The organism is Prescottella sp. R16 (assembly GCF_030656875.1).
Lineage (GTDB): Bacteria > Actinomycetota > Actinomycetes > Mycobacteriales > Mycobacteriaceae > Prescottella.
Map to the genome: position 1 here is coordinate 3,419,895 of NZ_CP130943.1, position 17,844 is coordinate 3,437,738.

A 17,844-nucleotide genomic window follows, 5' to 3' on the forward strand; every position below is an offset into this window, starting at 1 on the left:
AACCGCGTCAAGTGCGCAAAATGCGTTCAGGGGGTGGGGGCGCCCCGATCCGGCGCCTATCCTGGGGTCTCGTTATGACTGCACTCCCGAAGCCGGTGCGGCAGCGGACCCTCCCCGCGGCAATCGTCACCATGGCGACCTCCGCCCTCGTCCTCTGCGCAACCGTCACGACTGCTCCTCCCGCGGCCGCACAGCCGCCGCCACCAGCGGGCACCACGACCACCACTCCCCCTTTCAGCACCCCGAACACCGACGCGTGCCCGCACCGGGAGGTGCCGCCACCGGCGATCGACCTGTCGGAGGTGCCGCGGCCCGGTGAGACCGCGCCCGCGCCCGTCCCGGTGCCGGCGGACCCTGTCGGCGGCGACGCGCTCGGGGCCTGCGGTCTCGTCACCGCCCCCGGCACCCCTCCCCTGCCCGCCGACATCTCGGCGACCGGCTGGACCGTCTCCGACCTCGACACCGGAGAGGTGCTGGCCGCGAAGGACCCGCACGGCCGCTACCGCCCGGCCAGCACCATCAAGGTGCTGTTGGCGCTCGTCGCGCTCGACGAACTGGACCTGGACACCACCGTCACCGCCGACGCGACCGCCGCCCACATGGAAGGCAGTTCCGCCGGGCTCGGCGTCGGGGGCACGTACACCAATCTGCAACTGATGCAGGGGCTCGTGCTGCGCTCCGGCAACGACACCGCGCAGGCACTCGCGGAGCAGCTCGGCGGCGAGCAGGCCACGATCGACAAGATGAACGCGAAGGCCGCGGCGCTGGGCGCGCTGGACACCCGGACGGCGTCCGTGTCGGGTCTGGACGGCCCGGGCATGTCGACGTCGCCCTACGATCTGGCGCTGTTCTTCCGGGCTGCGCTGGCGAACCCGGTTTTCCGGCAGCTGATCTCGACGCACGAAGTGCTGTTCCCGGGGCATCCGGCCGATCCGGCGATTCCCGACGACAAGCCCGTCGATCCGTACCCGATCTACAACGACAACCAGCTGCTGGCGAACTATCCGGGCGCGCTCGGCGGCAAGACCGGCTACACCGACGACGCCCGGCAGACGTTCGTGGGTGCCGCCGAACGGGACGGCCGTCGTCTCGCGGTGACGCTCACGGCCGCCGACGTGCGGCCGATCCGGCCGTGGGAGCAGGTGGCGCGACTCCTCGACTACGGCTACGCCCTCCCTCCCGGGACGTCGGTGGGCACCCTCGTCGACGGTCCACCCGCGGTGGCGCCGTCGACGGTCGCGGTCGCCGGACCGGACACCAGCGGGCCCGGCGGGATGGATCTGGCGTCCGGGTCGGATCTGCCGAACAAGGAGGTCGCCGCCCGGGTCGCGGTCGGGCTCGTCGGCACCGGTGTGGTGGTGGGGCTGCTGGCGTGGGCGCGGGCCCTGAGTCGCCGCCGCCGACGGCACTGAGCAGACGGCACCGAACCGGCGGCGCCGAGTGGGGTGCGGGTCACTCCCCGCGCCGGCGCCACAGTCCGGCGAGCCCGAGCGCGGCGAGGGCCCCCGCACCGGTGAGGGCGGCCGCCTCCTTCGCGGAGACACCGTCCCGGATCTGGACTCGGGGCCGGATGACGGCCGGGTCCGGTGGCGGCACGAACGCGTTCTCGAGGTTCTCGCGGGCGGTGGCCGCCCACGCGGTCGCGAACAGGATGAGCCGGGCGGTGAGGTTGCTGAACACGAGCAGACCGAGGATGGGGCCGAAGGCGACACCGGCCGGCCCCTGGCTGACGGACGCCAGGTAGATCGCTCCCACCTGCCGGAAGATCTCGAAGACGATCGCCGCGAAGAATCCGGCGCGGGCGGCGCTGCGGACGGTGACGGGTTCGCGGGGCATCCGCGCGATCACCCATGTCAGCAGCGCCCACGTCGCGAGCAGGCCGATCACGAGCGACGCGATCCGCAGGACGACGCCGATTCCGGTGACGTTCTCGAGCCCGAGCCAGTCGACGACCTGTTTCGCAATGGGCCCGTTGCTCAGCGCGGACAGGCCGAAGGTGACCAGCATCGCCAGTCCGAGACCGAGGAGGGCGGCGAAGTCCCGGAGTTTGGTGGTGACGAAGCCGGTCGATTCGTGGGTGTGCTCCCACATCGCGGTGAGCGCGTTCCGCAGGTTCGCGGTCCAGCCGAGTCCCGCGTAGGCGGCACCGAGCAGGCCCAGGACACCGACGGAGGCCCGCGATTCGATCGCCGAGTCGATGAGACCGTTGATCGTCTCCCCGAGACCGCCGGGCATGCTCTTGCTCACCTGGTCCTGGATCTCGGTGAGCCAGTCGGCGTTGCCGGCGAGCACGAAACCGGCGACGGCGAACGCCACCATCAGGATCGGGACGATCGCCAGGATCGTGAAATAGGTGATCCCGGCGGCGTAGTAGTCGCCCTTCTGCTGCTGGTAGCGCCCACCGGCCCGCACCAGGTGGTCGAGCCACGGCCGCGCCGCTCGTTGCCGGTCGAGAAAGCTGGGTGCGGCGTCGGCCATCGACGGGTTACCTCCTGGTCGTGAGGAATCCCACCTTGTCATAGACCTGGCCGAGCGTCCGGGCAGCGACGTCACGGGCCCGGTCGGCGCCTGCGGCGAGGATGCGGTCGAGTTCGGCGCGGTCGGCGAGGTAGCCGTCGACCTTCGCCTTGAGCGGGGTGACGAACTCGGTCAGCACCTCGGCGGTGTCCGCCTTGAGGTCGCCGTAGCCGCGGCCCTCGTAGCCGGCCACGAGAGCGTCGATACTCGTCCCCGACAGTGCCGACTGGATGGTCAGCAGGTTGCTCACACCCGGCTTGGTCTCGGGATCGAACCGGATCTCGCGGTCGTTGTCGGTGACCGCGGACCTGATCTTCTTCGCCGACACCTTCGGGTCGTCGAGCAGGTTGATCAGACCGGCCGGGGTGGCGGCGGACTTGCTCATCTTCGCCCGCGGATCCTGCAGGTCGTAGATCTTGGCGGTGCCCTTGATGATCTGCGCCTCGGGGACGACGAACGTCTTGCCGTAGCGGGAATTGAACCGGCCGGCGAGGTCACGGGCCAGTTCGAGGTGCTGACGCTGGTCCTCGCCCACCGGCACCCGCTGCGGGCGGTAGAGCAGGATGTCGGCGGCCATCAGGACCGGGTAGGTGAACAGGCCGACACTCGCATGCTCGCTGCCCTGCTTCGCGGACTTGTCCTTGAACTGGGTCATGCGGGCGGCCTCACCGAACCCGGTGAGGCAGTTGAGGACCCACGCCAGCTCGGCGTGCTCGGGCACCTGGCTCTGCACGAACAGCGTCGACCGCTCCGGGTCGATACCGAGCGCGAGCAGCTGTGCGGCCGCCCGCAGCGTCCGGTTGCGCAGCTCCTTCGGTTCCTGCGGCACCGTGATGGCGTGCAGGTCGGGGATGAAGTAGAAGGCGTCGAAGTCGTCCTGCAGAGGCACCCACTGCTGCAGCGCCCCCAGGAAGTTCCCGAGATGGAACGAGTCGGAGGTGGGCTGGATACCCGACAGGACGCGCGGCTTCGCCTTCGCCGGTGCTGCCGGATTCGTCTCGGGGGATACCTCAGGAGTTTCTGCAGTGCTCGACATAATTCTCGATACTGTCACGCGCCGGGATCGACGCTGCGAGGCAGGTCGGCACCGGCCGCGGCGAACCGCGCCACCACCGGGTCCGCGTGCCCGGGCCGCGCCTGCAGGACCACCGCGGCGGCCGTGTCCGAGGCGGCGGCCACGAACCACGGCAGCTGTTCCGGCTGCTCGGCCAGCAGGACGTCGGCGTCGAGGACGACGATCACGGCCCCCGCTCCGACGGTGTCACCGATCTCGCCGAAACACTCGTCGAACGCGTCCTTGTTGCGGCCGAAGTAGTACGGGAACTGCAGGGCGGCCGCGAACTCGTCGAACAGGGCCGCGACCGTCGGCATCCGCCGTCCCCGCACGTGCCGCACCGGGTGGCCGGTGTCGCGCAGCGCCTCCTCGATCCCGGCCGTGCGACGCGGATCGGCGACCAGCAGCGACAGGCCCGGCGGGAACACCGGCACGGACGGCATCAGCGCATCCTCGTGAACGTCTCGTAGTGGTCGTCGGTGTACCACGCGGAACCGTCGCTGCCGGTGACGATGCGCTCGGCGTCACGGCCGCGGCCCGGCTGCTTCCGGTTGACGTCCCACTCCTGGTAGCGAACCTTCTGCCCGTCGTTCGACGCGGGCAGCCGCCCCTCGTGGTTGCCGAACGTGCGGCCGCCCTGGGTGCCGGGGGCGTCGGACGGCGGCCAGCGCCCGGCGTCGACCGCCGCGAGCGTTGCCCACACGGCCTGCGGGATCGTGGAGTCCACGGGCGCCGTGGTCTTCGGTGACGTGGTCTTCGGTACCGCAGGTTTCGGAGCGGACGACGCCGTGACACTCGTGGTGGTGGTCGTGGCGGCCGCCGTATCGGTGTCCCCACCGATCTGGGTGGTGCCGACGAACACCGCGACCGCCAGGCCCGCGAGGGCCACCAGCAGCGCGACGATCGGGTTCTTCGATTTCGGTGCGGCCATCAGCGGAACTGGACCGTGACGGGGGCATGGTCGGACCAGCGCTCGGCGTACGTGTCGGCGCGTTCGACGACGGCCTCCTTGGCCCGCTCGGCGAGCGCCGGGGTGGTGAGGTGGTAGTCGATGCGCCAGCCGGCGTCGGTGTCGAACGCTTTGCCGCGGTACGACCACCACGAGTAGGGGCCGTCGACGTCCGGGTGCAGGCGGCGGACGACGTCGGTCCAGGTGCCGTCGGCCAGCAGTGCTCCCACCCAGGCCCGCTCCTCCGGCAGGAACCCGGACTTCTTGACGTTGCCCTTCCAGTTCTTGATGTCCCGCTCGGTGTGGGCGATGTTCCAGTCGCCGCACACGAGTACGTCCCGTCCCGCGGCGGCCGCGGCCTCGGCACTGCGGCCCAGATGCGCGGCGAACGACGTCATGAACCGCTGCTTCTGCTCCTGTTTGGGGGTGTCGGCCTCCCCCGTCGGCAGGTACAGGCTGCCGACGGTGAGGTCGTCGAAGTCGGCCTCGAGGTAGCGGCCGGCGTCGGCGAACTCGTCGTCCCCGAAGCCGATGCGCACGGCGTCGGCGGGCCGCCGGGACAGCACCGCCACCCCGTTGCGGCCCTTCGCGGCCGGTTCCGCGGAGGCGATGTGCCAGCCGGCGTCCAGGGCCGGGGCGAGGGTGTCGCGCAGCTGGTCGTCGGTGGCGCGGGTCTCCTGCAGGCAGACGACGTCGGCCTGGGAGCCGGCGAGCCATGCGAGCAGTCCCTTGCGGGCCGCGGCGCGGACGCCGTTGACGTTCACGGTGGTGATGATGTGGGGCACGCGGGCAACCGTAGCGGACGTCACCGACGGCGGGCCGTGGCGACGGCGAGCGCCAGCACCGCCAGGCCTGCCGCGGCCAGCCCGGCACCGACGAGGGCGGGGGCGGTGTAGCCGAAGCCGGCGGCGATGACGACACCCCCGATCCACGCGCCGAACGCGTTGGCGATGTTGAGGGCCGAGTGGTTGAGGGCCGCGGCGAGGGTCTGGGCGTCGGCGGCGACGTCCATGAGCCGTGTCTGCAGGCCCGGGACGAGCGCCGATCCGGCGACGGCGATGAGGAACAGCACGGGCAGTGCGGTGTACGGGTTGCGGGCGGCGACCGCGAACACCGCCAGGACGACGACGAGTGCGGCGAGGACCGTGAACAGGCCGCGGGTGAGGGCCCGGTCGGCGAGCACCCCGCCGAGCACGTTGCCGGCGACCATGCCGAGCCCGTAGACCATGAGGACGACCGGGACGAGCGTCATCGGCAGCCCCGCCACCTCCGTCATCGTCGACGCGACGTACGTGTAGACGGCGAACATGCCGCCGAAGCCGACGGTGCCCACGATCAGCGTCAGCCACACCTGACCGCGTCGCAGGGCACCGAGTTCGGTGCGTGGATCGCTGGTGCGCAGATCCTGCAGCGGCGGCACCCACGCGCAGATCGCGAGCACGGTCGCCGTGCCGATGACGGCGACGACGGCGAACGCGCTGCGCCAGCCGAGGTGCTGGCCGATCCAGGCGGCGACCGGCACTCCGATCACGTTGGCGACGGCGAGACCGGCCATCACCGTCGCGACGGCCTTGGCACGCTGCCCGCGGGCCGCGAGGTGCGCGGCGACGAGCGACGCGACCCCGAAGTAGGCTCCGTGCGGTAGACCGGCCACGAAACGGGCGACCATCAGCCCGCCGTAGTTCGGGGCGACGATCGCGGCCGCGTTCCCGAGGGTGAACGCCACCATGAGTGCGATGAGCAGCACCTTGCGGGGGGTGCGGGCGGTCAGGGCCGCGATGAGCGGTGCGCCGACGACGACACCGAGCGCGTACGCGGTGATGACGTGACCGGCGGTCGGTTCGGAGACGCCGAGGCCGCCGGCGATCTGCGGCAGCAGTCCCATCGCCACGAATTCGGTGGTACCGATACCGAAGCCGCCCATCGCGAGCGCGAACATCGCCCGGCGGCGGACGGTGGACGAGACGACAGGGGTCGAAAGTTCCCTGGTGGGGAGCGTGCTGGTCAAGAAGAGCCTTCCGCGAATCCTGCGCCGTCGCCTGTGGGCGGCGGACGGGCCAGCCTATCGGGGAAACGGAAACGGGACGTTCCCGTGTGGGGAACGTCCCGTTTCGGTACCGCTGTGACGCTACCGGGGCGACGCGACTATGCGCGCGCCTTCTGCAGGTTCTCGTCGAGGGTCGCGAGGAACTCCTCGGTGGTCTGCCAGCCCTGGTCCGGGCCGATCAGCAGCGCGAGGTCCTTGGTCATCTGGCCGTTCTCGACGGTCTTGACGACGACGTCCTCGAGCTGGTTCGCGAACTCGATCAGCTCCGGGTTGTTGTCGAGCTTGCCGCGGTGCGCGAGACCACGGGTCCACGCGAAGATCGACGCGATCGGGTTCGTCGACGTCGGCTTGCCCTGCTGGTGCTGACGGTAGTGGCGGGTGACGGTGCCGTGCGCGGCCTCGGCCTCGACGGTCTTGCCGTCCGGGGTCATCAGCACGGAGGTCATCAGGCCGAGCGAGCCGTAGCCCTGCGCGACGGTGTCGGACTGGACGTCGCCGTCGTAGTTCTTGCAGGCCCAGACGTAGCCGCCCTCCCACTTGAGCGAGGAGGCGACCATGTCGTCGATGAGGCGGTGCTCGTAGGTGAGGCCCGCGGCGTCGAACTCGGCCTTGAACTCGTCCTCGTAGATCCGCTGGAACTCGTCCTTGAACATGCCGTCGTAGGCCTTGAGGATCGTGTTCTTGGTCGACAGGTAGACCGGGTAGTTCTGCTGCAGGCCGTAGGACAGCGAGGCCCGCGCGAAGTCCTGGATGGACTTCTTGAAGTTGTACATGCCCATGACGACGCCGCCGTCCTCGGGCATCTTCACGACCTCGTGCTGGATCGGCTCGGAGCCGTCCTCGGGGGTGAAGGTGAGGGTGACGGTGCCGGCCTGGTGGACCTTGAAGTCGGTGGCGCGGTACTGGTCGCCGAACGCGTGACGGCCGACGATGACCGGCTTGGTCCAGCCCGGGACCAGACGCGGGACGTTGGAGATCAGGATCGGCGCACGGAAGATGGTGCCGCCCAGGATGTTACGGATGGTGCCGTTCGGGGAACGCCACATCTTCTTGAGGCCGAACTCCTCGACGCGAGCCTCGTCCGGCGTGATGGTCGCGCACTTGACGCCGACGCCGTGCTTCTTGATGGCGTTCGCCGAGTCGATGGTGACCTGGTCGTCGGTGGCATCGCGGTGCTCGATGCCCAGGTCGTAGTACTCGAGATCCACATCGATGTAGGGGTGGATCAGCTTGTCTTTGATGAACTGCCAGATGATGCGGGTCATCTCGTCGCCGTCGAGTTCGACGACCTTGCCTTCGACCTTGATCTTGGACATGGGGGCTTCGCGTCCTCCTAGGAAGTGTCCCTGGCGCCGCTACCTGGGCGCCAGGTCCCCTGGGTATCGGGGGTGCGCAGACCACTTTGTGGGTGAGTCCGCCAACGGTTCGATTATCCAACGTATCGGTTCGGGCCTCCCGTCACGGAACCGACCCAAACATGACGAGCGTACTGCTATTCGTTCGGATGGCAACCACCGGGCGGGAAACCTCACACCCTACTCGTGGGTAACCAAAGTTTCAGTGCGTGGCCGGACCCAACGCAGATAGGCGAGGGCGAGCAGGGTGAGCCAGCCGGCGCCGACGACGAACGCGACACGGGTGTCGACGTCGAAGGCCAGGAGGGCGATGACGAAGACGAGGAACCCGATGGCGGCGAGCTGCCCGTACGGCCACAGCGGCACCGGGAACTTCAGAGCTTTCACCTCGTCGGCGGTCATGGCCTTCCGGGCACGGTACTGCGACAGCAGGATCATCAGCCACACGAACACGGTCGCGAACGTGGCGATGGACGCGATGACGAGGAACACCCGCTCGGGAATGAGGTAGTTGAGCAGGACGCCGACGAGCAGCGTGACCACCATGATGACGACGGTCATCCACGGCACCCCGGCGCGGGAGACGCGGCGCATGACGGCGGGCGCCTGACCGCGCTGCGCCATGCCGTACATCATGCGTCCGGCACCGAACACGTCGCTGTTGATCGCGGACAGGGCGGCGGTGATGACGACGATGTTGAGGACCGTCGCGGCCGGGCCGAGGCCGAGCCCGGAGAAGATCTCGACGAACGGGCTGCCCTGCGCATCGACGGACTGCCACGGGTTGATCGCCATGATGACCGCGAGGGTGAGCACGTAGAACAGGATGATGCGCACCGGCACGGTGTTGATGGCCTTGGGGATGGTGCGTTCGGGGTCCTCGGCCTCGCCGGCGGTGATACCGATGATCTCGGTGCCGCCGAACGCGAACATGACGATCGCGAAGCATGCGAGGAAACCGCCGAAGCCGGTCGCGAAGAAGCCGCCGTCGGCCCACAGGTTGGAGACGCCGGCGGACGTGTCGTGGATGCCGAACCCGAAGATCAGGACGGCGATGCCGCCGACGATCATCGCGACGATGGCGGTGATCTTGACGAGGGTGAACCAGAATTCGACCTCACCGAACACCTTGACGCTGAGCAGGTTGAGGGCGCCGATGAAGAAGACGACCGCGAGCACCCAGATCCAGCGGGGTACGTCGGGGAACCAGAACCCCATGTAGACGCCGAACGCGGTGACGTCGGCCAGGCACACGACGATCATCTCGAACGTGTACGTCCAGCCGGTGGCGAATCCGGCGAACGGGCCGAGGTGTTTGCTCGCGTACTCGCCGAACGACCCCGACACCGGGTTGCTCACCGCCATCTCGCCGAGCGCCCGCAGCACGAGGTAGATGACGGCGCCGCCGATCAGGTACGCCAGCAGTACCGAGGGGCCGGCCTTCTCGATCGCCTCCGCCGAGCCGTAGAACAGTCCGGTGCCGATCGCGGACCCGAGCGCGATGAAGCGGATGTGGCGCGCCGTGAGTCCGCGGTGCAGCGGTGCGGCGGTGTCTTTCACGATCGAACTCCCGGTCGACAAGGGGGCGGTGTCGACAGCAAGAGTATTTCGGTGCGCCACATCACAGCAGGTCGCTATGTCCGTGATGCGTTTCCTGCCGCCCTCCTTCCAACCGCGCGGTCGATACCGCTACTATCGGCGGTCAGGTCAAGAGTGTCAGCGTCAAGCCCCGGCTCGCTGGCCGGCAACCCTCCAACCGCGGTGGGGTGCCCCGGGTGATGACCAGGTTTCCCGACGCGAGTCGGGTGACAAGCGCGGGTCCGCTGGGACGGACCCACTGACCGGGCCATGCCCCACCGGAGGTTCTCATGATGTGTTGTTGTCGTAGGTAGCCCAGTCATCCCGGCGCGCGACAATCGCCGTCGGCTCTCCCCTACTCCCGAATCCGGAGCAGACGACTCATGACCGATATCACGGACACCTGGAGCTTCGAGACGAAGCAGGTCCACGCCGGCCAGTTGCCCGACGGCACCACCAACGCGCGGGCGCTGCCGATCTACCAGACCACGTCGTACACGTTCGACAGCACCGATCATGCGGCCGCACTGTTCGGTCTGGCCGAGCCCGGCAACATCTACACCCGCATCATGAACCCGACGCAGGACGCCGTCGAGCAGCGGATCGCCGCACTCGAGGGTGGCGTGGCGGCCCTGCTGCTCGCGTCCGGTCAGGCCGCGGAGACGTTCGCGATCCTCAACCTCGCAGGAGCCGGCGACCACATCGTGGCCAGCCCGCGCGTCTACGGCGGCACCTACAACCTGTTCCACTACACGCTGCGCCGGCTGGGTATCGACGTGTCGTTCGTCGACGATCCGGACGACATCGAGCAGTGGCGGGCCGCGATCCGACCGAACACGAAGGCGTTCTACGGCGAGTCCGTCTCGAATCCGCGCAACGACATCTTCGACATCCCGGGGGTGTCGAAGGTCGCGCACGAGAACGGTCTCCCGCTGATCATCGACAACACCGTCGCGAGCCCGTACCTGATCCGGCCGCTCGAGCACGGCGCCGACATCGTCGTCCATTCGGCGACCAAGTACCTCGGCGGGCACGGCACCTCGATCGCCGGTGTGATCGTCGACGGCGGCACGTTCGACTGGACCCAGGGCCGGCACGACGTGTTCACCACCCCGGATCCGAGCTACAACGGTGTCGTCTACGCCGATCTGGGTGCGCCGGCGTTCGCACTCAAGGCGCGGGTGCAACTGCTGCGCGACCTGGGCTCCGCCGTCTCCCCGTTCAACGCGTTCCTCATCGCGCAGGGCATCGAGACGCTGAGCCTGCGGATGGAGCGGCACGTCGCGAACGCGAAGGCCGTCGCCGAGTTCCTCGAGGCGCACCCGGAGGTGGCGACGGTGTCGTACGCGGGTCTGCCGTCGTCGCCGTGGTACGAGCGGGGCAAGACGATCGCGCCGCGCGGCACGGGTGCCATCGTGACGTTCGAACTGAAGGGCGGCGTCGACGCGGGCAAGAAGTTCGTCGACGCGCTGACGTTGCACAGCCACGTCGCGAACATCGGTGACGTGCGCTCGCTGGTGATCCATCCCGCGTCGACGACGCATTCGCAGCTGACCCCGCAGGAGCAGCTCGCCGCCGGTGTCACGCCGGGCCTGGTGCGCCTGGCCGTCGGCATCGAGGGCATCGCCGACATCATCGCCGACCTCGAGACCGGATTCGCGGCGGCGGCATCTTGACGGTCAGTTCGGTTCGCCATGCCCGTCCGGCGGGGTTCCCCCCGCCGGACGGGCAATTGGGCTTCGTCGACATCGGCTCGGTCGAACTCGAGAACGGTGCGGTGCTGCCCGACGTCACCCTGGCCGTACAGCGGTGGGGCGAGCTGTCCCCGAACCGCGACAACGTGGTGCTCGTCGAACACGCCCTGACCGGCGACTCGCACGTGACCGGGCCCGCCGACGACGATCATCCCTCCCCCGGCTGGTGGGACGGCATGATCGGCCCGGGCGCACCGGTCGACACGAACGAATGGTGTGTGCTGGCCACGAACGTGCTCGGCGGCTGCCGCGGCACCACCGGCCCCGGCTCGCTGACAGCCGACGGCTCCTACTGGGGATCCCGGTTCCCGGGGATCTCGATCCGCGATCAGGTGACCGCCGAGGTCGCCCTCGCCGACCTGCTCGGCATCGACCGCTTCGCGGCCGTCGTGGGCGGCTCGATGGGCGGCATGCGGACGCTCGAATGGATCGTCGGGTATCCGGACCGGGTGGATGCGGCACTGGTGCTGGCGGTCGGTGCCCGCGCCACCGCCGACCAGATCGGCACCCAGACCACACAGATGCGGATCATCGAGAGCGACCCCGATTGGCAGGGCGGCGACTACCACGGCACCGGCCGAGTCCCGCGGACCGGGCTGGGCCTCGCCCGCCGGATCGCGCACCTGACGTACCGCACCGAGAACGAACTCGATTCACGTTTCGCGAACGAGCATCAGTCCGGCGAGAACCCGTGGACCGGTGGACGGTACGCCGTCCAGAGCTATCTCGACCATCAGGCCGGCAAGTTGGTGTCCCGGTTCGATCCGGGCACGTACGTGCTGTTGACCGAGGCCATGAACCGGCACGACGTGGGCCGCGGCCGCGGCGGTGTCGAGGTGGCCCTCGCGGCAACCCCCGTCCCGACGATCGTCGGCGGCGTGGATTCGGATCGGCTGTATCCGCTGCGCCTGCAGCAGGAACTGGCCGACGGCCTGCCGGGCTGCGACGGCCTGCGGGTCCTCGAATCGCGGGACGGCCACGACGGCTTCCTCACCGAGGCCGACGCGGTGGCCGAACTGTTGAAGGAAACGATGGAGCTGGCCCGGGAGGCCCGCCGGCGTTGACCGACGTTCAGTCGGTCCCGAGGGGATCGATCGATGCGGCCAGCGTCATGATCGCGGCGCCGACGACCGTCATGGAGACGACGTCGAATCCCTTGCCGCGCACCGCCAGCAGCCCCACCTGGTCGGGCGCGAGGACGGCCCGGAATCCGGCCGCGAGCAGCGCGGCACCCCCGAGGACGAGGGCACCGCGCCGCCACCGATCGGCGAGGACCAGCCCGAATGCGACGGCCACCACGAGGAGGACGGCCAGCATCGGCAGGTTCCTGCGCACGAATTGCGTCACGGACGCGTCCTAGTCGCGCAGACCGGCGAGCTTCTCGGCCCGCTCGACGACGTTGGCGAGCAGGAAGGCGCGGGTCAGCGGGCCGACACCGCCCGGGTTGGGGGACACGAAACCGGCAACCTCACGGACGTCGTCGGCGACGTCGCCGCGCAGGCCGTCCGGGGTGCGGCTGACACCCACGTCGAGCACCGCGGCACCCGGCTTGACCATGTCGGCGGTGATCAGGCCGGCGACACCGGCGGCGGCGACGACGATGTCGGCGCGACGCGTCTCGGCAGCCAGATCCTTGGTGCCGGTGTGGCAGAGGGTGACGGTCGCGTTCTCGGTGCGACGGGTCAGCAGCAGGCCGATGGGCCGGCCGATGGTGACGCCGCGGCCGACGACGGTGACGTGGGCGCCGTCGATCGGAACGTTGTAGCGGCGCAGCAGGTGCACGACGCCGCGCGGGGTGCACGGCAGCGTGGCCTCCTTGCCGAGGACGAGACGGCCGAGGTTGACGGGGTGCAGGCCGTCGGCGTCCTTGTCGGGGTCGATGCGCTCGAGGGCGGCGTTCTCGTCGAGGTGCTTGGGCAGCGGCAGCTGCACGATGTAGCCGGTGCACTCGTCGTTGGCGTTGAGTTCGTCGATGACGGCCTCGAGTTCGGCCTGCGTGATGTCGGCGGGCAGGTCACGGCGGATGGACGCGACACCGAGCTTGGCGCAGTCGTTGTGCTTGCCGCGCACATAGGACGCGGATCCGGGATCGTCGCCGACGAGGATGGTGCCCAGGCCGGGCGTGATGCCCTTCTCCTTCAGGGCTGCCACCCTGGCCTCGAGGTCGAGGAAAATTTCGTCGCGGGTCGCTTTGCCGTCCAGGATCGTTGCAGTCACGGCGACCATTGTTCCAGGCTACGGTCGCCGCATGTCATCGGCTCCGCAACTTCCGTCCGATCTTCCCGGCCCGCGCGTGGTGTTGACGCCGATCCGACCCGAGCACCGCGGCCGGCTCCGCGAGATCCACGGGACACCGGAGGTGGCCCGGTGGTGGAAGCAACCGGACGCCGACTGGCCGGCCCCCGAGCCGGGGACGACCGCGTACGCGGTGCTCCTGGACGGTGCCGTGATCGGGTTCGTGCAGTGGTATCACGAGCCGGAGCCGGAGTACCGGCACGCCGGGATCGACCTGTTCCTCGATCCGGCGGTGCACGGGCGCGGCCTGGGAACCGAAGTGGTGCGGGTGCTGTGCGCGCATCTCGTCGACGACCACGGATTCCATCGCATCGTCATCGACCCGGAGGCCGCGAATGCTGCTGCGATCGCGTGCTACCGGAAGGTGGGTTTCCGCGACGTCGGCGTCATGCGCGAGTACTACCTGGGCGCGGACGGGGTGTGGCGGGACGGGCTGATGATGGAGCTACTGGCCCGGGAGTTGGTGCGCTGAGCCGGGTTCCCGGGTTCTCAGTGTTCGACGACGAGGCCGTGGGCGGCGGCGTAGGTGACGGCCTGGGTGAGTTCGATGCGGGTGCCGTCGAGGTCGGCGGTGGTCCACAGGACGGGGTCGACGTGGGCGCCGCGGAGATCGGCGCCGCCGAGTTTCACTCCCTGGACGCGGGCGCCGAACAGGTCGACGGACTGCAGGACCGCGCCGCGCATGTCGGCGCCGACGAGGTTCGCTTCCCGGAAGCGGGAGTCGGTGAAGTCGATGCCGCGCAGGTCGGCACCGGCCAGTGATGCGAGCGTGAAGTCGACCTCCTCGACCTGGAGCGGCCGCAACTGACAGTCCGTGAATGTCGAGCCGAGGAGACTGCAGCTACGGAAACTGCTGTGCCACAGTGTCGCCCGCGTGAAGGTACACGACCGGAACGCGGTCGAGAAGTGGTGCGAGTCGGCGAGATCGGTGCCCGTGAAATCGCAGTCCGTGAACACCGTGAACTCGGTGCGCAGTCCGCTCAGATCGGCGTCCCGGAACGAGCACCCCGTGTAGTGCTGCCGGGTCCACGTCTGCTGGGGAAGACGCGCATCCGCGAAATCCTCCCCCACGATCTCCACAAGGTCCGCTGCCATACCTCCATGCTGCCCGCAGGGACCGACATGTGCGAATGCGCAGCGTGCGGCCGGACACCGTCACCGACGTGCCCTGCATGCGCGAGAGCTGCACAGAACGCCAGAGACCACCGGCACGAAGCTGCCACCGGGCGCCTGGCAAGCTGGACGCCGTGTTCCGAGTGATGTTCCATCAGCCCTGCATTCCCCCCAATACCGGTAATGCGATCCGCATGGTCGCGGGCACGGGGTGCGAGCTGCATCTCGTGGGGCCGCTGGGGTTCGATCTGTCGGAGCCGAAGCTGCGTCGCGCGGGCTTGGACTACCACGATCTGGCGTCGGTGACGGTGCACGAGGATCTCGAGGCGGCGTGGGCGGCGTTGAACCCGGAGCGGGTGTTCGCGTTCACCGCCCACGCGTCGACGTCGTATGCCGAGGTCGCCTACCGGGCCGGTGACGTGCTGTTGTTCGGCCCCGAGCCCACCGGGCTGTCCGAGGAGGTCCTGAACGATCCGCACGTCACCGACCGGGTCCGCATCCCGATGGTGCCGGGACGCCGTTCCCTGAATCTGTCCAACGCGGCCGCCGTCGTCACCTACGAGGCCTGGCGCCAGCACGGCTTCGCCGGAGGCGAATAAACGGCCTCAGCGAGGGCGGCGTCTGATCACGGCGCCGGATAGCCCTGCGGCAGGGGCATGCCGCGGTCGGCCATGACGGTGCGCAGCCGGGTCGGGTAGTTGGTGATGATGCCGTCGACGCCGAGGTCGACGAGTTCGTTCATGCGGGCGGGGTCGTCGACGGTCCACGGGACGACGCGGCGTCCGGCGTCGTGGGCGCCTTCGATCAGGTTCGCGTCGACGAGGGTGTGGGTCGGCGACATGACGTCGGCCCCCAATTGTTGTGCGGCGGCGAAGATGTCGCCGCCGACGGCGTCGTAGTCGACGGGGCCGGTCCACGGTGACCCGGTGACCCATTTCGGTTCGTTCCACAGCATCACCAGCGGGATCGACGGTTCCGCGGCCCGCACCAGCGGCAGCGAGCTCCAGTCGAAGCTCTGGATCATGACCTTGTCGACGACGCCGGCCGCGCGGACCTCGCGCAGGATCGCGTCGACGTATTCCTGCGGGGTGGCGGTCAGGTCGGGGCGGTCGGCTTCGATCTTCGTCTCGATGTTGAAGTGCACGTCCGCCCGGTGCGCGGCGGCGAGTGTGAACACGTCGCGCAGCTGGATCAGCTTGTTGCCCTCGATCGTTTCGGCGTCGGGGTGACCGGCCTGCTTCTTGTCGCAGTCGAGGGTCTGCAGCTGCGCCCATGTCAGGTCGTGAACAGCGTCGCCGACGTACGGGAACTGTGGGTCTCCGGTGGTGGCGGGCGCGGTGTCGGAGCATTTCTTCGACGAGATCGTCGGATCGTGCCAGACGACGGGCACCCCGTCCTTGCTCATCACGATGTCCAGTTCGAGGGTGGTCACGCCCAGTTCGATCGCCTTCCGGAAGCCGGGCAGCGATTCCTCGACGGTCTCGCCCATGCCGCCGCGGTGCGCCTGCAGGTCGAAACCGTCGGGCAGATTCGATCCCGGATCGGCCGACGACCCGACGTTCAGCGAGCCGGAGCCGAGGGAGCCGAACAGCTCGGTCAGCGGCGACGCCGATGCGGGCGCCGCGGCAACACCGACTGCGGCAGCGGCAGCGGCGATGGCCGCCGCGGCGGCGCGCGCCGGGAAACGACGAATGTGCGACATGGGAGTCCTTTCACGTCCGAACACCCCGAACGGGGCGTAACGGACCGGACGCTAACAGCGCACTACGGTGAATTCTTTTCGAGCACAGACAGTTTCACGACCGTTCACGATCTTTTCCCGAGACTGCCGGCCGGGGTCCGGCAACCGTTCACCGGTCGTCGCGGGCGATGTCGAGGAAGTCGCGGGCGGCGCCGCGCAGTCCGCGGGTCTCGTCCCACACCGCGAGCAGGCGCCGCGGCATCCGGAGTCCGGCGACGGGTACGGCGGCGAGCCTGCCGTCGTGCAGGTCGGCGTCGACGGCCAGTGACGACATGACGGCGGGCGCGTTGCCGGCGACGACGGCGGCTTTGACCGCGGTGCACGACGTCAGTTCGAGCAACGGTTCGACACAGTCGGGGACGGCGTGTTCGAGGGTGGTGCGGGTGCCGGAGCCCGGTTCGCGCTGGATGAGCGGGGTGGCGGCCAGTTCGGTGACGGTGATCGGGGCGCACCGGATCCACTGGTGTCCGGGCGGAACCACCACGACGAGTTCGTCGGCGGCCACCTCCACCGAGCGCAGCCCGTCCGGGACGGCCGGCCCCTCCACGAATCCGAGGTCGGCGTCCCCGGCTCGCACCTGCGCGGCGACGTCGGCCGAATTGCACAGGTGCACGGACGTGACGACGGCCGGATGTTTGCGGCGCATCGCGACCGTCCAGCCGGGGACGAGGTATTCGGCGATCGTCATGCTGGCGGCAACGGTGAGGTTGGCGTGCCGTTCCCCGCGCAGCGCCGCCGCCCCGGACGCGAGTTCCTCGGCGGTGTCGAGGATCGCGGACGCCCACTCCAGGATGAGCGCGCCCTCCGACGTGGGCCGGACACCGCCGGCGCCACGGTCGAAGACGCGGATCCCGAGGAGCCGTTCGGCCGACCGCACCCGGGCGCTCACGGCCTGCTGGCTGAGGCCGTGTTCCCGTCCGGCGGCACCCATGCTGCCGAGCCGACCCACCGTGACCAGCACGTCGAGTGCAGCGAGGTCCGGTACCCGGCGCGAAAGCGGCATACCGCCAGACTAGTGCGGTCGACCGGTCAGGCGAGAGCGTCGATCGCGGCCCGCAATCGAGTGGTCGCCTCGGCGGCGACCTCCTCGAGCCCGGGATCCTCGGTCACCTGCACCATGATCGCCGGGTTCATGGCCTCGACGACGACGCCGTCACCGTCACCACGGACGACGACGTTGCACGGCAGCAGCAGACCGATCTGCCGGTCCACCCCGACGGCGCGGTGCGCGAGCTGCGGGTTGCAGGCCCCGAGGATCACGTACTGCTCCATGTCGGCGCCGATCTTCGCTTTCAGCGTCGCCTGCATGTCGATCTCGGTGAGCACACCGAAACCCTGCTCCTGCAACGCTGCCCGGGTCCGGGTGATCGCGTCGTCGAACGTGGTGTTCACGCGGGTCGAGATTCCCAATTCCATGATCGTCTCCTCGCAGTGGTCGGTT

Annotated in this window: 19 protein-coding genes and 1 riboswitch; of the genes, 5 read left to right on the forward strand and 14 right to left on the reverse strand. The window is 69.4% G+C overall.

Annotated elements, in window-relative coordinates:
• The first annotated feature begins 74 nt into the window (after positions 1-74).
• On the forward strand, positions 75-1,412 hold the full coding sequence (locus tag Q5696_RS16035; RefSeq protein ID WP_305092272.1) for a D-alanyl-D-alanine carboxypeptidase family protein: 1,338 nt from the start codon (positions 75-77) through the stop codon (positions 1,410-1,412).
• A gap of 40 nt (positions 1,413-1,452) precedes the next feature.
• Here the strand turns inward: Q5696_RS16035 and yhjD are convergent, their stop codons facing one another.
• The 8 genes from yhjD to Q5696_RS16075 form a co-directional block, all read right to left on the reverse strand.
• Entirely contained in the window at positions 1,453-2,478 is a 1,026-nt protein-coding gene (gene yhjD / locus Q5696_RS16040) for an inner membrane protein YhjD (protein ID WP_305092273.1), read from the reverse strand.
• Positions 2,479-2,485: 7 nt separating this feature from the next.
• On the reverse strand, positions 2,486-3,553 hold the full coding sequence (trpS, locus tag Q5696_RS16045; RefSeq protein ID WP_305092274.1) for a tryptophan--tRNA ligase: 1,068 nt from the start codon (positions 3,551-3,553) through the stop codon (positions 2,486-2,488).
• A gap of 14 nt (positions 3,554-3,567) precedes the next feature.
• Positions 3,568-4,014 (reverse strand): barstar family protein, encoded by a 447-nt coding sequence (locus tag Q5696_RS16050; protein WP_305092275.1) that lies wholly within the window; start codon positions 4,012-4,014, stop codon positions 3,568-3,570.
• Positions 4,014-4,502: a guanyl-specific ribonuclease gene (locus Q5696_RS16055; RefSeq protein ID WP_305092276.1), complete on the reverse strand. Its 489-nt coding sequence runs from the start codon at positions 4,500-4,502 to the stop codon at positions 4,014-4,016. Before Q5696_RS16055 ends, Q5696_RS16050 begins: the two co-directional genes overlap by 1 nt.
• Positions 4,502-5,305, reverse strand: coding sequence for an exodeoxyribonuclease III (locus Q5696_RS16060; RefSeq protein WP_305092277.1), 804 nt, complete (start codon positions 5,303-5,305; stop codon positions 4,502-4,504). Before Q5696_RS16060 ends, Q5696_RS16055 begins: the two co-directional genes overlap by 1 nt.
• 20 nt (positions 5,306-5,325) lie before the next feature.
• Positions 5,326-6,528, reverse strand: a complete 1,203-nt coding sequence (locus Q5696_RS16065) for an MFS transporter (RefSeq protein ID WP_370654806.1) — start codon at positions 6,526-6,528, stop codon at positions 5,326-5,328.
• 137 nt (positions 6,529-6,665) lie between these two features.
• Positions 6,666-7,883, reverse strand: coding sequence for an NADP-dependent isocitrate dehydrogenase (locus Q5696_RS16070; RefSeq protein ID WP_305092278.1), 1,218 nt, complete (start codon positions 7,881-7,883; stop codon positions 6,666-6,668).
• A 219-nt stretch (positions 7,884-8,102) separates the two neighbouring features.
• Positions 8,103-9,482 carry an amino acid permease gene (locus Q5696_RS16075; protein ID WP_305092279.1) on the reverse strand — a complete coding sequence of 460 codons (1,380 nt, stop codon included), beginning with the start codon at positions 9,480-9,482 and terminating at the stop codon, positions 8,103-8,105.
• Positions 9,483-9,627: 145 nt separating this feature from the next.
• Positions 9,628-9,743, forward strand: a riboswitch (SAM riboswitch).
• 140 nt (positions 9,744-9,883) lie between these two features.
• On the opposite strand from Q5696_RS16075, the gene Q5696_RS16080 reads away from it, so the two are divergent.
• Positions 9,884-11,176: a bifunctional o-acetylhomoserine/o-acetylserine sulfhydrylase gene (locus Q5696_RS16080; protein WP_305092280.1), complete on the forward strand. Its 1,293-nt coding sequence runs from the start codon at positions 9,884-9,886 to the stop codon at positions 11,174-11,176.
• On the forward strand, positions 11,173-12,318 hold the full coding sequence (metX, locus tag Q5696_RS16085) for a homoserine O-acetyltransferase MetX (protein WP_305092281.1): 1,146 nt from the start codon (positions 11,173-11,175) through the stop codon (positions 12,316-12,318). Before Q5696_RS16080 ends, metX begins: the two co-directional genes overlap by 4 nt.
• 7 nt (positions 12,319-12,325) lie before the next feature.
• Here metX and Q5696_RS16090 read toward each other — a convergent pair whose 3' ends face one another.
• Both Q5696_RS16090 and Q5696_RS16095 read right to left on the reverse strand, forming a co-directional pair.
• A complete protein-coding gene (locus Q5696_RS16090; RefSeq protein ID WP_305095334.1) occupies positions 12,326-12,571 on the reverse strand; it encodes a DUF3017 domain-containing protein in 246 nt (81 codons plus the stop codon).
• Between the two features lie 39 nt (positions 12,572-12,610).
• Positions 12,611-13,471 (reverse strand): bifunctional methylenetetrahydrofolate dehydrogenase/methenyltetrahydrofolate cyclohydrolase, encoded by an 861-nt coding sequence (locus Q5696_RS16095; RefSeq protein WP_305092282.1) that lies wholly within the window; start codon positions 13,469-13,471, stop codon positions 12,611-12,613.
• Positions 13,472-13,502: 31 nt separating this feature from the next.
• Here Q5696_RS16095 and Q5696_RS16100 point away from each other — a divergent pair, with 31 nt between their 5' ends.
• Entirely contained in the window at positions 13,503-14,021 is a 519-nt protein-coding gene (locus tag Q5696_RS16100; protein ID WP_305092283.1) for a GNAT family N-acetyltransferase, read from the forward strand.
• A 17-nt stretch (positions 14,022-14,038) separates the two neighbouring features.
• Here Q5696_RS16100 and Q5696_RS16105 read toward each other — a convergent pair whose 3' ends face one another.
• Positions 14,039-14,644 (reverse strand): pentapeptide repeat-containing protein, encoded by a 606-nt coding sequence (locus tag Q5696_RS16105; protein ID WP_305092284.1) that lies wholly within the window; start codon positions 14,642-14,644, stop codon positions 14,039-14,041.
• Between the two features lie 152 nt (positions 14,645-14,796).
• Here Q5696_RS16105 and Q5696_RS16110 point away from each other — a divergent pair, with 152 nt between their 5' ends.
• On the forward strand, positions 14,797-15,261 hold the full coding sequence (locus tag Q5696_RS16110) for a tRNA (cytidine(34)-2'-O)-methyltransferase (RefSeq protein WP_305092285.1): 465 nt from the start codon (positions 14,797-14,799) through the stop codon (positions 15,259-15,261).
• Between the two features lie 26 nt (positions 15,262-15,287).
• Here the strand turns inward: Q5696_RS16110 and Q5696_RS16115 are convergent, their stop codons facing one another.
• From Q5696_RS16115 to Q5696_RS16125, 3 genes are all read right to left on the reverse strand, one after another.
• Positions 15,288-16,364 carry a glycerophosphodiester phosphodiesterase family protein gene (locus tag Q5696_RS16115; protein WP_305092286.1) on the reverse strand — a complete coding sequence of 359 codons (1,077 nt, stop codon included), beginning with the start codon at positions 16,362-16,364 and terminating at the stop codon, positions 15,288-15,290.
• A gap of 148 nt (positions 16,365-16,512) precedes the next feature.
• Positions 16,513-17,406 (reverse strand): LysR family transcriptional regulator, encoded by an 894-nt coding sequence (locus tag Q5696_RS16120; protein ID WP_305092287.1) that lies wholly within the window; start codon positions 17,404-17,406, stop codon positions 16,513-16,515.
• A 26-nt stretch (positions 17,407-17,432) separates the two neighbouring features.
• Complete coding sequence (locus Q5696_RS16125) at positions 17,433-17,819, reverse strand: DUF302 domain-containing protein (protein ID WP_305092288.1); 387 nt, start codon at positions 17,817-17,819, stop codon at positions 17,433-17,435.
• Between the last annotated feature and the right edge of the window lie 25 nt (positions 17,820-17,844).

What these genes read in the sequence shown, in the direction of transcription:
- Q5696_RS16050 (WP_305092275.1), bottom strand. Translation starts at nt 4,014, where the DNA reads ATGCCGTCCGTGCCGGTGTTCCCGCCGGGCCTGTCGCTGCTGGTCGCC.
- Q5696_RS16055 (WP_305092276.1), bottom strand. Translation starts at nt 4,502, where the DNA reads ATGGCCGCACCGAAATCGAAGAACCCGATCGTCGCGCTGCTGGTGGCC.
- Q5696_RS16100 (WP_305092283.1), top strand. Translation starts at nt 13,503, where the DNA reads ATGTCATCGGCTCCGCAACTTCCGTCCGATCTTCCCGGCCCGCGCGTG.
- Q5696_RS16080 (WP_305092280.1), top strand. Translation starts at nt 9,884, where the DNA reads ATGACCGATATCACGGACACCTGGAGCTTCGAGACGAAGCAGGTCCAC.
- Q5696_RS16105 (WP_305092284.1), bottom strand. Translation starts at nt 14,644, where the DNA reads ATGGCAGCGGACCTTGTGGAGATCGTGGGGGAGGATTTCGCGGATGCG.
- yhjD (WP_305092273.1), bottom strand. Translation starts at nt 2,478, where the DNA reads ATGGCCGACGCCGCACCCAGCTTTCTCGACCGGCAACGAGCGGCGCGG.
- Q5696_RS16090 (WP_305095334.1), bottom strand. Translation starts at nt 12,571, where the DNA reads ATGCTGGCCGTCCTCCTCGTGGTGGCCGTCGCATTCGGGCTGGTCCTC.
- Q5696_RS16120 (WP_305092287.1), bottom strand. Translation starts at nt 17,406, where the DNA reads ATGCCGCTTTCGCGCCGGGTACCGGACCTCGCTGCACTCGACGTGCTG.
- Q5696_RS16070 (WP_305092278.1), bottom strand. Translation starts at nt 7,883, where the DNA reads ATGTCCAAGATCAAGGTCGAAGGCAAGGTCGTCGAACTCGACGGCGAC.
- Q5696_RS16115 (WP_305092286.1), bottom strand. Translation starts at nt 16,364, where the DNA reads ATGTCGCACATTCGTCGTTTCCCGGCGCGCGCCGCCGCGGCGGCCATC.
- Q5696_RS16035 (WP_305092272.1), top strand. Translation starts at nt 75, where the DNA reads ATGACTGCACTCCCGAAGCCGGTGCGGCAGCGGACCCTCCCCGCGGCA.
- Q5696_RS16125 (WP_305092288.1), bottom strand. Translation starts at nt 17,819, where the DNA reads ATGGAATTGGGAATCTCGACCCGCGTGAACACCACGTTCGACGACGCG.
- trpS (WP_305092274.1), bottom strand. Translation starts at nt 3,553, where the DNA reads ATGTCGAGCACTGCAGAAACTCCTGAGGTATCCCCCGAGACGAATCCG.